This is a genomic window from Mycobacterium kansasii ATCC 12478 (assembly GCF_000157895.3).
GTDB classification, from domain to species: domain Bacteria; phylum Actinomycetota; class Actinomycetes; order Mycobacteriales; family Mycobacteriaceae; genus Mycobacterium; species Mycobacterium kansasii.
This window is the reverse complement of record NC_022663.1, coordinates 6,271,631-6,285,210: the sequence shown is the minus strand read 5'-3', so window position 1 is coordinate 6,285,210 and position 13,580 is coordinate 6,271,631. Positions and strand designations below refer to the sequence as shown.

Here is a 13,580-nt window from a genome sequence, read left to right as displayed (position 1 = left end):
GCTAACACCGCGCATTGGTCTCGGCTGATCATTGACTGTACGTAAGCTGGCAACGATGAGCTTCAGAGCACGCATTGCCCCATTGCGGTGGTCGGTCTGGCGCATGGCGCCCGGAATCCGCAACCTCACCAGGACGGGTCAAATCGGTGACGGTCGCGAAGCGGCCGCCGTCGACTATGTACTCCGGTACGCCCGTGCCGGCGACATCGACGACGTGCTGGCCACCATCGACAGGTTCGCCTATGAAAAGTCGATGCTGATCAATATCGGCGACGAGAAGGGGCCGATGCTCGACGCGGCGGCGCGGCGCGCCAACCCGGCGCTGGCGCTGGAGCTGGGCACCTACTGCGGCTACGGCGCACTGCGGATCGCCCGGGCGGCGCCGGCGGCCCGGGTGTACTCGGTCGAACTGGCCGAAGCCAACGCCGCCAATGCCCGGCAGATCTGGGCTCATGCTGGCGTCGCCGACCGGATAACCTGTGTGGTCGGCACCATCGGCGACGGCGGACACACCCTGGACGCACTGGCAACTGAACACGGATTCGGTTCTGGCGCTCTGGATTTCGTGTTCATCGACCACGACAAGAAGGTCTACCTGGACGACCTGCAGAGTATCCTGGACCGCGACTGGCTGCATCCGGGTTCGATCGTGGTAGCCGACAACGTCCTGGTGCCGGGGGCGCCGAAGTACCGCGCCTACATGCGGCGCGAGCAGGGCAGGCTGTGGAACACCGTGGAGCACAGGGCCCACCTCGAATACCAGACCCTAGTGCCCGACCTGGTACTGGAATCGGAGTACCTGGGTTAGTCGCCCCGACGCCCGGGTCGCCACACCCGAATCCCGAGCCTCATCCGCACCACTTTGGCTGCTGGGCGGGCGTGGCTCTGGGTTTCTGTCGGACCGGGTCGTTACGGTGCGGACGTGCAGTCACTGATGTATCCGTCGATCGATCTCGACGACGCCGAATCACATCTGGGCGCCGACACCTACCGGCGTGGCCTGGACTACGCGCGCGAAGGTCGAGTGGTGCGTTGTTCATGGAACCCCGGCGACGACAGTCTCACCGGGAGCATTCGCGGTAACCGGGGCCGCACTTACACCACCACGGTGGAGCTTTCGATGGATTACGCCGACTCCTGGAACCTCGAGATCGGGTTGTGCACCTGCCCTATGCAAGTGGACTGTAAGCATGTGGCCGCGATCCTCATCGCGGCCAGCGGGACCACCAAGACACGGTCGCAACCCCCATCGGCCGTACAGCCGGTGGTGCCGGCTCCGGCGGCATGGCGCAAGTCACTGGACTCCTTGTTCCCGACACGTTCGCCGGGCGGTACCGCCGGCACGCCGCTGGCTATCGAGCTGAACCTGTCGGCGAGCGGCTTGGATGCGCGCGTGGTGCGCCCGGGTAAGCGTGGTGGCTGGGTCGCCGCCGACCTGAGCTGGGGCCGCTTGTCCGCGCTGCGACACTACGGTTATCCCGACGCGCACCTCCACGCGCTACAAGAGTTCTATGCCGCCTATCGGGCGGGCGCCCCGAATCTGACTGGCTACTACAGCTATTCGTATACCTCGTATGGGGACGCGAAGACGATCTCGCTGCTGAAATTCGAGTCAGCCCGGTTATGGCCGCTACTGGACGAGCTGCGCCGAGTCGGCGTGCGGTTGGTGCAGGCACAAGACCACCACGACGTGCCGCCGTATGCCGCGGCACGCCTGTCCTTGGACGTCACCGCCGACCCGTCGGGCAACCTCACGGTCATGCCCTTGCTTGAAGTCGACGGAGCGCCCGCACCAGCTGTCGCGTTCATCGGGTCGTCGGGCCATGGTGTTGTCTGCACCGACGGCGGGCTGCGGCTGGCGCGGATGGACCAGCCGGTCTCGGCGACGTTGCAGCGGATGACCCTTGGCGGTCAGATCCTGACCATCCCTGCAGCTGAGGCACCGCAGTTCGCAGCCGAGTACTACCCGAAGCTGCGGCGCATCACGCCCGTCACATCGTCGGACACCTCGTTCACGCCGCCGACGATCACCGGGCCGACGTTGATGCTGCGTGCCGACTACCGGGATGGACACGAGGTCGAGTTGACGCTGCAGTGGGCGTACCGGGTGGGCGACAACGAGTTTCGCGTCGGTGTGGACGCGTGTGGTGATCCGGGCTACCGCGACCTGGACATCGAGAACGAGCTCGCGCGTCGCATCGACGCCCCGCTGGAGCGGTTCGGGCTCCGCGCCCCCGACGGCAGGCTGATTGCCCGAGCCCGATTGTGCGGCTTGGAGACAATGCGGTTCACCACTGAACTCCAACCGCTGCTCACCGGGCTGTCCGAGATCGTGGTGGAGGTGACCGGCGACCCCGTCGACTATCGGGAGGCGGGCGAGTCCCTGGTCATCGGTGTGGCCATGGATGCGGTGCCCGGACAGGCGGACTGGTTCGACCTGGACATCACGATCAGCGTTGAGGGCAACCAGATTCCGTTCGTCAGCGTGTTCACCGCGCTGGCCTCCGGCCAGTCACATGTGCTACTGGCCGACGGAGCCTACTTTGCGGTGAACAAGCCGGAGCTGGTGAAGCTGCGCCGGCTGATCGAGGAAGCCCGCGCACTGACCGATGCCGATGAGGGGCCGCCCCGGATCAGCCGGTTCCAGGCCGGGCTATTCGACGAGCTAGCCGCACTGGGCGTGGTCACCCAACAGGCCGACGAGTGGCGTCGGCAGGTTCGCGGACTGCGCGCGCTACAGGGAGTAGAGCCGGTGCCGGTGCCCAGCGGCTTGCGCGCCGAACTGCGGCCCTACCAGGCCGACGGGTTCTCGTGGCTGGCGACGCTTTACGCCCACGGACTGGGCGGGATCCTCGCCGACGACATGGGTCTGGGGAAGACGCTCCAGTCGCTCGCACTGATCTGCCATGTCCGACAAGAGGATCCGAGTCCAGCCCCGTTCTTGGTGGTAGCGCCCTCGAGCGTGGTTGCCAACTGGAGCGCGGAGGCCGCGCGGTTCGCACCGGAACTGTCGGTGGCTGCGATCAGCGATACCCTGCGCCGTGCCGGCATCGACCTTGACGAGCTGGCCGCCGGCGCCAACGTCGTCGTTACCTCGTATACCTTGTTCCGCCTCGACTTCGACGCCTACGCTTCCCAAACCTGGTCCGGCCTCATTCTGGACGAAGCCCAGTACGTAAAGAACCGGCACGCCAAGACCTACCAGTGCGCGCGCCGGCTACCGGCCCCCATCAAGGTGGCGATCACGGGTACGCCGATGGAAAACAACGTCATGGAGCTGTGGTCGCTGCTATCGATCACTGCCCCGGGATTGTTTCCCAACCCGGCCAAGTTCGCCGACTACTACGCAAAACCCATCGAGAAGACCGGCGACCCCGAGTTGCTGTCTCTGTTGCGCCGGCGGATCAAACCGCTCGTCAAGCGTCGTACCAAGGCACTGGTGGCCGCCGAGCTGCCCGCCAAGCAAGAGCAATTGCTCGATATCGAGCTGCCGCCCAGACACCGCTCGCTCTACGACAAGCGGCTGCAACGCGAACGCCAGAAGGTGCTCGGCTTGCTCGACGACATCCAGCGCAACCGATTCACGATCCTGAAATCTTTGACCGTGCTGCGCCAGATGGCGCTGCATCCCGGGCTTGTCGACGCTGCGCATGACGCGCTGGTCTGCGCGAAAATTGATGTCTTGGTGGAGCAGCTGCGTGACGTCGCCGATGGCGGCCACCGCGCGCTGGTGTTCAGCCAGTTCACTCGCTTCCTCGGCCGGGTGCGAGATCGCCTCGGCGCCGAGGGCATCGACTACTGCTACCTTGATGGGCGAACCCGCAACCGTCCCAAGGTGATTCAGCAGTTCAAGGAAGGGACTGCGCCAGTTTTCCTGATCAGTCTCAAGGCCGGCGGTTTCGGGTTGAACCTCACCGAGGCCGACTACTGCTTCCTGCTCGACCCGTGGTGGAATCCGGCCACCGAAACCCAGGCAGTCGATCGCACCCACCGCATCGGACAGCAGCGCAATGTCATGGTGTATCGACTTATCGCCCGCGACACCATCGAAGCGAAGGTCATGGCACTCAACGCGCGCAAAGCCAAGCTCTTTGCCAGCGTGATCGACGACGGCAACGCCTTCGCCTCAATGCTGACGGCCGACGACATCCGCGGACTGCTCACCTGAGGTCTGGGCGCTTGGCGATTATCCACAGCCAGAAGTTTGGGCACGGAGCTTGTCCTACCCGCGCGCCATGACCGAATGCATGTGACGCTCCAGGGTTTTCGTGCTGTTCAGGGCGGTTTTGATTGGCTAATGCGTGTCAGCGTTGCATCGGTGAAATGACGGACGCGCACGCGGTGCGGCTCTAGATTTCGGGGTTACCACACCAACCTCAACCCGGAAGGCCAACCACGTGCAATTTTCTACAGCATTTAACCGTCTGCTGCAGATCCTCGGGGCCTGGGTGACGGATATCGTCATCAAAGATCGCGATGTCGAAGTCAGTCTGCGCCCGCGCGCCCGATGGCTGCGCTGCCCGTGCGGGATGCTGTGCTCAGCGGCCTATGACCGGCGCCGGCGCCGCTGGCGCCACTTGGACTTGGGCGGATTCAAGCTGTGGCTGGTCTATGAGATCCGGCGGGTGGACTGCCCCGAGTGCGGGGTGCGCATCGACGAGCTGCCCTGGGCGCGCCCGGGTGCGCGTCATACCCGAGATTTCGAAAACATGGTGCTGTGGCTGGCCCAGCGCACCGACCGCACTTCGGTGGCCACGTTGATGCGCTGAGGCTGGGAAACCGTCACCTCGATCATCAACCGCGGGGTGGCCGAGCTACTCGTTATCCGACAGCTTGAGACGCTCTACCGCATCGGAGTCGACGAGGTGTGCTACCGCCACCCACACCGGTATTTGACCATCATCGGCGATCACGACACCGGCACCGTGGTTGACATCCAATCTGGACGCAGCGAGGAATCGCTGGTCAATTTCTATCAATCCCAACTCGATTCGGCTCTGTCGCACATCAGCGTGGTCAGCACGGATGTGTCCAAGGCCTACACCAAAGCCACCCGCACCCACCTGCCGCAGGCGACAATCTGTTACGACCCATTTCACATCATCTGATGGGCCAACCGTGCCCTAGATGCGGTGTACTCCTAGGGCGCCACGGGACCCGGCCGCGCCGCGATGAGCCCGGCGCAGTGGCGCTCTCCCGCTGGGCGCTGCGCATCCGGGGAAAAAACTCACCGACGATAAGCGCGCCCTGGTCAACCAGATCGCCCGCACCAACCGACACATCGGCAGTTACAGGCTCTAGTGCGCCCATCGTCCGGCGACCGCCACGCCGAGCCTTCACGGGCAGGCCTGCGAGAAGCATCAGGAACTCGCGACGACGGGTCTCGGCCCGTGACCGCCCGTCAAGCGCGCCTCCGCCGTCGCTGCCGCAAGCAACGTCCACGGGAAAGCCGCGTATTGACCGCCCTGACCTGGCTCGTGAGAACTTTCTTTACTGCTATCGAGCGTCTTCGCCCGTGTCGCGGACTGGCGGCAGCTCATAGCCCTGGAGTTCCGCAACTAGCTCGGCGATAACTCCCCGCACGTAAACCTCCTCTTCCTCTGTCAGACGGAAACGTTCTTCATCAAGCGCTAACGCATAGATAATCTCGAGCTGGCCCCACAGCCGGAGCAAAGAGCTGGTCCAGGATGGATCCGCCACGTCGTTCAGAGATCGGATTATCGACTTCAGGTCACGATCTACCCGTTCGAGATCGGCGAATCCACCGCTGTATCTGTTCAGCGAATCAAGAGCCAGTTGCCGGAGATAGGCGGTCCGGTCGCGAGACACGTCTTCGTTCGTCAACGTCGTAGGTCCCCGAAACTCACGGTGACAATCCTGCCACTTGCGGCTTGGACGACGCTGACATTGTTGACAGGATCAAAGAAAACCGTTGTGCCTCCTCTGCTCGGCGCGGATAGACCATTTCGAAGCGTATTTTGCACGACACTTACTGGAATGCCGTCGCTTTGCATTTCGTCAAGCGCATGTCCGCTGAAAGACGTTCCATCAATCGTCGCAGGAGCATTCGTTCCGCGGGGGACATCCATTGGGCCGCCGCGCTGACCAGTGGGTGTCGATGGATCTGGTGACGGTGCGTGCGGCTGTTCTGGTGCTGGTTGTGTCCAGTATGGGATGTCGGCCCGTATGGCGTCTTTGACGGGCGTGTATTGAGCGTTGGCCGCATCTAATTGTCGCTCGAGTTGCGCCTTCAAGGAGTTGTAATACCAAGCTTCTTGGTTATAGACCTGAACCGCGTTCCAATTGGTGGGGTCGGGCGGATTCAAATTGTGGTGGTCGATATCGTTTATCAACTTGTTGTAGGCGTCTCGCGTCGCTTGCAGCGATGGCGGTGGCGGCGGGCTGGCCCAGGGCGGAATGGGGGGCTGCCCAAGCGGCGGTTTGCCCGGCGACGGAGACGGTGGCGGCGGAACCGGTGGTTGCGGAGCAAGCGGTATCGGCAACGGCGGCGCCTGAGGTGCTTGGCCGGCTCCAGAACCTAGCATCTGGGCCCCGGGGCCCCCGGCGCCTCGAGGATCACCGCTTCCGGTGGAGGACCCCGGCGGGTCGCCTTGCGGTGCAGCCGGTTGGGGGGCCGGCGGCGGGGGTGTCGCAGGTTGCGGTGGGGGTGGGGAGTTGAGGGTGTGGGCGGTGCCGCCGGGGCCGAGCAGGGGCGATGGTGAAGACGGGCCGCTGGGTCGTGGTAGTTGTGGGTGGACGTAGGCCAGCGGCTGCACCGTAGCTGTCGAGCTGGGCGCGGTAGCGACTGGGCTGCGCAGCGCGGCGGCGGTGAGCATGCCAGCGGGTGTGCCGCTGCCGGGTCGCTGCACGGCTGATGGCTTGAATCCGTCGCCGGTGGGCCGAATGTAGCTGGTTAAACCCGCACCCGGATAACCGCTGACCACACCAGGCCCCAGCCCCGATCCAGGCGGGGTCAAGGCGCCGGCGCGGCTCTGCAGCGCCTCGCTGAGCTGCGCTGAGGCCGGTCCCTCACCGGCTGGGGGCGCGGCTGCGGGGGCGGCAACCACCCCGGCCGGTGAGATCCTTGCGAACATCCCCAACGGAGCCTGCGGCGCCGGACTCATTGTCTGAGCCCCGGTTGGGGTGCCCGCCACCGAGGCCCCGTATTCCGGGCGGCCGACACTGCAGCGGGGCCGGCTAGTGGGGCGGCACCAGCCACTGCGGCGGCACCGCCCTGCTGCGCGGCCGCTGCCGGGGTGACCACCGCGTGGGCGGCTCGCTCGCTGGCCTGCAGGGTTGCCTCGGCCGCGCTGTCGGCCCCGGTTTCGGCCAACCCCACCGCCGCCGCAGCCGGCGACCCTCCCGCCACCGCGGGTGGAAACGGCACCATGAGCGCCGCCGCGGCCGCGCGCAACGCCGCACCATAGGCCGCGCCTGCAGCCGCATTGCGCGGCCACATCTGCCCGTAATACTCCAGATTCAACGCCACGATCTGCGGGGTCAACGCCCCCCACACCAGCGGGTTGAGCTGCTGGGCGGTGGCCTCATCGCGTCGATTCGCCACTGCCTGCTGCGCGGTGACCATCGAGGCCACCGCGCTCTAATGCGCACCGGCCGCCGCCGCGACATGGGATGCCTTCTCCAGCAGCGCAGCTGCCAGCAGCTCATGCTGGGTATCCAACGCAGCCTGGGCCACCGCCGAAGCCGAAGCCCCCGCCCCGCGCCACGTGGTGCCATAGGTGGCCGTCCCACTGGCTGTCGACGCCGCCACCACCGCCTGCACCTGCGCCGCCTGCGCGCTCAACGTGTCGGCATAAGCCAACGTCGAGGCCGGACCAGACCCCGACACCAACGCCGCACAGTTGGCCTCCGGCGAAAACGCCGACCACGGATGCACCACCACAATCCCCTAACCCCCTACAGGGCCAGGGCCGCCGCTCGCATCGCCTCACTAACCACCGCGATCCCGGCCGCCACCGACTGCGCATCAGACTGCACCCCGCGCGCCGCGGCATGCTCAGCAGCGGTGCTCACATACGCTGCCCCCACCGCGGCCAGCGCCGCCGTGAACGCCGCCGAATCAGCATCCTCGCCCATCGGCATCACCCCCACCAACGTCGGCGCCCCCGCGGCCACCCCAGCACCCTGCTGCGCCGCCAACCCCGCCTGGGCTAGCGCCGAAACCCCCACCACAGCCGGCTCCATAGCAAACACCCCACGACCTCCGACGCACTACCCGCAGACAAACGTCAGCCGATCCTAAACCGCACCCGCCAACCCCGCAGTACAGCACGAACCCCGCACCAGCCGAGCCCCGAGGCCGCATTAAGCCGCCTACGCCCGGAGCCGGCATGCGAAAACAATGAGAGGGTAGATTGGCAACTTGCAGGAAACCTCAAGTGTTACTGTCGAACTCATCAACGCCCACAGACTCTGGTACCTCGCTGATCATGTTGTGGAGTCGTGGCCTACCTCATTGAGAACCAGCGCTGTCGGTGTTCCTACGAGCGCTGGCGACGCCTCTGGCGTCGACCACACATGTTCCCGCAGAAATGTCCGGAAATCTGATACTGCCGAGGCAGTCGGAAAGCGGAGGTGGATGACGACGTAATGCGGGTCATCGTCGGGTTGCCATACGTGTGTTTCACTTACGCCGGCCTGCTTGCGCGCCGGTGCGAACGTGCTGAACGCCTGAAGCCAGGTATCAATGTCGCTGATCTGATGTTCGATATGCAGGGTCGCCATTGGCTGAGTGTGCCGAATGCCGGGTGAACGGTCCAGACCCTGCAACCGCTGCCACCCCCAAACCCCAGCGCCCGCACCCCTTCTGATGGCCAGCGATTCACGCGGAGACGACGGCGAACAGGCGCCACTCTCCGGGCACACCCTTGAGTTGGTGCGCCCCGCGGTCCACAAACAGCAGTCCTGACCCGATCACCAGATCGTGCAGCGTGCTGGACACCAGCACCTCGTTCGGCTCGGCCAGGGCGCTCACCCGAGCCCCGATATGCACGGCGATCCCGCCGATGTCGTCACCGCGGACTTCGCATTCGCCGGTGTGCAGCCCGGCTCGGACCTCGATGCCGAGCGCCGGCACCGCGTCACGAATTGCCATGGCGCAGCGGATCGCTCGCTGCGGGCCGTCGAACATCGCCAGGAAGCCGTCGCCGGACGTGTTCACCTCGCGGCCCCGAAAGCTAGCGAGCTGCGAGCGGACGACGGCGTCGTGGGCATCGAGCACCGCACGCCAATCCCGGTCACCCAGCTGCGCCGCACACCGTGTCGAGTCCACAATGTCGGTGAACAGTACCGTGGCCAGAATCCGGTCATCCGGCACCTGCGCCCGATGCCCGGTGAGGAACTCGGCGATCTCCTGAAACGACGCACGCCACGGTTCAACAAACTGGTACATGTTGCGCCCCGGCAGCTCAACGTATTTCGCGCCCGGAATGCGGTCGGCCACGTACTTGCCCGCCGCCCGCGGGATGGTCGCGTCGTCGGTGTGCTGGACGCCCAGGGTGGGCACCCGGATTGTGGGAAGCACCGCCCGCACGTCCAATTCAGACAACAGCGGCATCATGAGAGCCACGGTTGCCGGGCTGGCCGCCAGACGCTCCTCTCGGGCCCAGGTTGCCCGGATCTCCTCGTTCCAGGGCATGTCCGGATTATGCGCATGCTGCGTCAGCCCGGTTCCCCACACCGCGACCGCGGCATCGAACAGTTGCGTCGACGTGCGCCCACCGGTGCGCTCAGCCATCTGGTCCGCGAAGACCTCGAGCGCGACCAGCGCGGTGGTGCGGGACGGATGTGTCGCCGCGAACAACGCCGCGGTTGCCAACCCGCCGCCGACCGCGACCAGGACCGCTTGGTGACTCCCGAGACGTCCAACACGGCGGTCATGCTGTCGGCCCACTGCTCCAACGTCGGCCGCGCGCCGGCAGTGACCGGATCGGACACTCCCGTGCCCGGCTGGTCGAAGAAGATCAGTCGGCCGAGCGATGTCATCGCCTCGACCCACCCGTGAAGGGACGGCAGTTCCGGCAGCACCTCGCAGCAAAAAAACCAGTTCGGGACGAACACAACGTCGCGTTCACCCTCAGCCGATGTGCGATAGGCGACGCGCAAGTCGCCGTTCAGCGCATAGCGCGTCTCCGAGAACACCGCCGCAGTCTAAGCCTGTCGACCGTGAATTTCGCCCCTCACGCGACGCACCCGTCACGTCGCACGCGGGTGGGCTCCGGCCCACACCTCCCGCAACGCGTGAACGGTGACCAGCGTGTAGATCTGCGTCGTCGTCACCGAGGCATGACCCAGCAATTCCTGCACCACGCGGACATCGGCGCCGCCCTCGAGCAGGTGGGTGGCGAACGAATGTCGCAGCATGTGCGGCGACACGCCCGCGGTGATCCCGGCGCACTCGGCCGCATCCTGCAGCACCTGCCATGCGCTTTGCCGTGACAACCGGCCGCCGCGGGCGTTGAGAAAGATCGCCGCCGTGCCGCGGCCCCGGCGGGCCAAATCCGGGCGCCCACGCACCAGGTAGGCGTCCAGCGCGTGCACCGCCGGCCGGCCCACCGGAACCAACCGTTGTTTACCGCCCTTGCCGCGCAACAACACCGACCGGGCGTGTGTATCGACATCGTCCACGTCCAGACCGACGGCTTCGGAGATGCGCGACCCGGTGGAATACAGCAGCTCCAGCAGTGCCCGGTTGCGCAGCGTCAGCGGCCCGTCGGCCGGGTTGTCGCCGCCCGCGCCTTCCAGCAGGGCCAGCACCTGGTCGACCGTCAGACTCTTGGGCAGCCGCCGGCCCGGTGTCGGCGGCCGGACCGCGCGTGCCACATCCAACTCGGCCAGGCCTTCGGCAGCGGCGAACCGATGCAGCCCGCGCACCGCGATCAGGGCCCGGGCCGCTGACACCGCAGCCAGCGCCGTCGCCCCGGAATCGGGATCGCCGCGCCGCAGTGCCACCAGAAAGTCACTGACGTCGTCCTCACCGACGGCGGCCAGGTCGGTGATCCCCCGGTCTTCGAGGTGCTTGGTGTAGCGACGCAGGTCTCGCCGGTAGGAGCTCAGGGTGTTGGCCGCCACGCCGCGTTCGATCGCCAGATGGTCAAGGTAGCCCTGCAGTTGTGTGTCCAGGGTCAGTGTTGTCACCGCGCGGTCTTTCGCGCCATGAAGGCCGTCGGCTTGTCGATCCAGGGGCTGTCCACCGGGCGCGGTTGGCCCAACCCACCGGTTACCGCCTGCGCGGCCAAAATCCCCGCTACCGCAATGGCATTGACGATTTCGCCGCTGAACACCTTCCGCGCGGCCTCTTCGAGGGGAAACCATTGCACCGTCATGTCGGCCTCTTCGTGGTGCGCCTCGGGTTGCTCCGCCGCGCTGAGTCCGGTGGCCAGATAGACCCGCACCGATTCGTCGCTGAAGCCCGGCGTGGAGTCGAGGTCGACAAGCACCTGCCAGGTAGCGGCCTGCAAACCGGCCTCTTCCTGCAGCTCGCGGGCGGCAGTGAGATGCGCCGGCTCCCCAGAGGCATCCAGCAATCCGGCCGGCAGCTCCCACAGCCGCCGGCCGAACGGGTGGCGGTACTGATAGACCAACGGGATGTTGCCGTCGTCGTCGACCGCGACGACGCCGACCGCACCATAATGCTCGACGACTTCTCGGACGGCGGTGGTGTCACCCGGCATTCGCACCCGGTCCCGCCGCAGCGCGAAAATCGCCCCGGTATGCAAGATTTCGGACGATATCGTCTCGAAGTCGTGCTCAGCCACGAGTCGCGGGCTCAGGTAGCGGCTGCGCGACGCCGTCGCGATGCTCGGATCGCCGCTCGTTTCCGTTCGAGGCGGGCTCGGACATTTCCGGGATGTCGACGGGCAGCAGCTCGCCTCCCTTGTAGTCGATGGCCGCCTTGACGAATGCGACGAACAGCGGATGCGGGCGGGTGGGCCGGCTCTTCAACTCGGGGTGCGCCTGGGTGCCGACCAGGAACGGGTGCTGGTCACGCGGGTACTCGACGAACTCGACCAAATGGCCGTCGGGCGAGGTCCCGGAAAACCGAAGGCCGCTGCGGGCGATCCGCTCCCGGTAGGCATTGTTGACCTCGTAGCGGTGCCGGTGTCGCTCGGACACCTGGGTCGATTGATATGCCTGTGCCACAATGGAATCCGGCTCCAGCACCGCGGGGTAGGCACCCAGGCGCATGGTGCCGCCCAGATCCGCCTCGCCGGCCACGATGTGTTGCTGGTCGGCCATCGTGGAGATCACCGGATCGGGGGTATCCGGTTCGAATTCGGCCGAATTCGCCTGGCTCAGACCGACCGAACGGGCGGCTTCGATCACGATGCACTGCAGGCCCAGACACAGCCCCAACACCGGCAAGCCCCGCGCCCGGGCATACGAGATGGCAGCGATCTTGCCCTCGATGCCGCGGATGCCGAACCCGCCCGGAATCAGCACTCCGTGGACATCTCCCAGCGCGGCCGCGACCCCGCCATCGGTCTGGCAATCGTCGGAACCCACCCAGAGGATCTCGACTTTGGCGCGGTGCTTGAACCCGCCGGCACGCAACGCCTCGATCACCGACAGATACGCGTCGGATAGCTCAACGTACTTTCCCACCAACGCAATTCGGACCGACTCGTGCGGTTCGTGCACCCTGCGTAACAAGTCGTCCCATTCGGTCCAGTCGACGTCACGGAACGGCAGGTTGAGCCGGCGGACGACGAACGCGTCCAGTTCCTCGCGGTGCAACACCTTGGGGATGTCGTAGATGGAGGGTGCGTCCGGAGTGGAGATCACGCCGTCGATGTCGACGTCACACATCAGTGCGATCTTGTTTTTCAGCGCTTCGGGGACATCGCGGTCGCAACGCAGGATCAGCGCATCCGGAGTGATACCGATGCTGCGCAGTGCGGCCACCGAGTGTTGCGTCGGCTTGGTCTTGAGCTCGCCGGACGGGGCCAGGTAAGGCACCAGCGACACATGCAGAAAGAACACGTTCTCCCGGCCCAGGTCGTGGCGCACCTGGCGCGCCGCCTCCAGAAACGGCTGCGACTCGATATCGCCCACGGTGCCGCCGATTTCGGTGATCACGACGTCGGGGCGGCGTCCGCCCGGGTTGGGTTCGGCCATCGCCATGATGCGCCGCTTGATCTCGTCGGTGATGTGCGGGATCACCTGGACGGTGTCACCGAGGTATTCGCCACGGCGTTCTTTGGCGATCACCGTCGAATACACTTGTCCGGTAGTCACATTCGCCGAGCCGGACAGGTCGCGATCAAGGAAACGCTCGTAGTGGCCGACGTCGAGATCGGTCTCGGCGCCATCCTCGGTGACAAAAACCTCGCCGTGCTGGAACGGGTTCATGGTGCCCGGGTCGACGTTGAGGTACGGATCGAGTTTCTGCATCGTGACCTGCAACCCGCGGGCGGTCAGCAGCTGGCCGAGGCTACTCGCCGTCAATCCCTTGCCGAGGGACGATGCGACCCCGCCGCTGACGAAGAGGTGCTTGGTGACAGTTTGCGGATGCTTGCGCAACTGGGCGACCTCCGTGAAGACGGGCAGGGCTTGCCTTT

10 protein-coding genes and 2 pseudogenes are annotated in these 13,580 nt (G+C 65.8%); 3 read left to right on the top strand and 9 right to left on the bottom strand.

The features are described 5' to 3' along the window. Positions 1-55 precede the first annotated feature (55 nt). The 3 genes and pseudogenes from MKAN_RS27150 to MKAN_RS33150 form a co-directional block, all read left to right on the top strand. On the top strand, positions 56-808 hold the full coding sequence (locus MKAN_RS27150) for an O-methyltransferase (protein ID WP_036394157.1): 753 nt from the start codon (positions 56-58) through the stop codon (positions 806-808). A 114-nt stretch (positions 809-922) separates the two neighbouring features. After that, positions 923-4,168: a DEAD/DEAH box helicase gene (locus tag MKAN_RS27145; protein ID WP_172836650.1), complete on the top strand. Its 3,246-nt coding sequence runs from the start codon at positions 923-925 to the stop codon at positions 4,166-4,168. A gap of 229 nt (positions 4,169-4,397) precedes the next feature. Then, positions 4,398-5,286 (top strand): annotated as a pseudogene (locus MKAN_RS33150) (ISL3 family transposase); the annotation flags it as partial. Positions 5,287-5,496: 210 nt separating this feature from the next. On the opposite strand, the gene MKAN_RS27135 reads toward MKAN_RS33150, so the two are convergent. From MKAN_RS27135 to MKAN_RS27095, 9 genes and pseudogenes are all read right to left on the bottom strand, one after another. Beyond that, positions 5,497-5,844, bottom strand: a complete 348-nt coding sequence (locus tag MKAN_RS27135; protein ID WP_083028188.1) for a hypothetical protein — start codon at positions 5,842-5,844, stop codon at positions 5,497-5,499. A 1,276-nt stretch (positions 5,845-7,120) separates the two neighbouring features. Further along, entirely contained in the window at positions 7,121-7,585 is a 465-nt protein-coding gene (locus tag MKAN_RS27125) for a hypothetical protein (protein ID WP_083043973.1), read from the bottom strand. A gap of 15 nt (positions 7,586-7,600) precedes the next feature. Beyond that, on the bottom strand, positions 7,601-7,900 hold the full coding sequence (locus MKAN_RS27120; protein ID WP_023373841.1) for a hypothetical protein: 300 nt from the start codon (positions 7,898-7,900) through the stop codon (positions 7,601-7,603). A gap of 17 nt (positions 7,901-7,917) precedes the next feature. Then, positions 7,918-8,205, bottom strand: a complete 288-nt coding sequence (locus MKAN_RS27115; protein ID WP_023373839.1) for a hypothetical protein — start codon at positions 8,203-8,205, stop codon at positions 7,918-7,920. 243 nt (positions 8,206-8,448) lie between these two features. Continuing rightward, positions 8,449-8,745, bottom strand: coding sequence for a hypothetical protein (locus MKAN_RS30105; protein ID WP_036448927.1), 297 nt, complete (start codon positions 8,743-8,745; stop codon positions 8,449-8,451). Between the two features lie 97 nt (positions 8,746-8,842). After that, a pseudogene (locus MKAN_RS27110) lies at positions 8,843-10,161 on the bottom strand (adenylate/guanylate cyclase domain-containing protein). 54 nt (positions 10,162-10,215) lie between these two features. After that, a complete protein-coding gene (xerD, locus tag MKAN_RS27105; protein WP_023373833.1) occupies positions 10,216-11,157 on the bottom strand; it encodes a site-specific tyrosine recombinase XerD in 942 nt (313 codons plus the stop codon). Next, positions 11,154-11,777: an NUDIX domain-containing protein gene (locus tag MKAN_RS27100; protein WP_023373831.1), complete on the bottom strand. Its 624-nt coding sequence runs from the start codon at positions 11,775-11,777 to the stop codon at positions 11,154-11,156. The genes xerD and MKAN_RS27100 overlap by 4 nt, the downstream gene beginning before the upstream one ends. Further along, positions 11,770-13,542 carry a CTP synthase gene (locus tag MKAN_RS27095; RefSeq protein WP_023373829.1) on the bottom strand — a complete coding sequence of 591 codons (1,773 nt, stop codon included), beginning with the start codon at positions 13,540-13,542 and terminating at the stop codon, positions 11,770-11,772. Before MKAN_RS27095 ends, MKAN_RS27100 begins: the two co-directional genes overlap by 8 nt. Positions 13,543-13,580 lie beyond the last annotated feature (38 nt).

Excerpts from the sequence above, each read along its gene's own strand:
- MKAN_RS27150 (WP_036394157.1), top strand. The coding sequence starts at position 56 with ATGAGCTTCAGAGCACGCATTGCCCCATTGCGGTGGTCGGTCTGGCGC.
- MKAN_RS27125 (WP_083043973.1), bottom strand. The coding sequence starts at position 7,585 with ATGGTCACCGCGCAGCAGGCAGTGGCGAATCGACGCGATGAGGCCACC.
- MKAN_RS27115 (WP_023373839.1), bottom strand. The coding sequence starts at position 8,205 with ATGGAGCCGGCTGTGGTGGGGGTTTCGGCGCTAGCCCAGGCGGGGTTG.
- MKAN_RS30105 (WP_036448927.1), bottom strand. The coding sequence starts at position 8,745 with ATGGCGACCCTGCATATCGAACATCAGATCAGCGACATTGATACCTGG.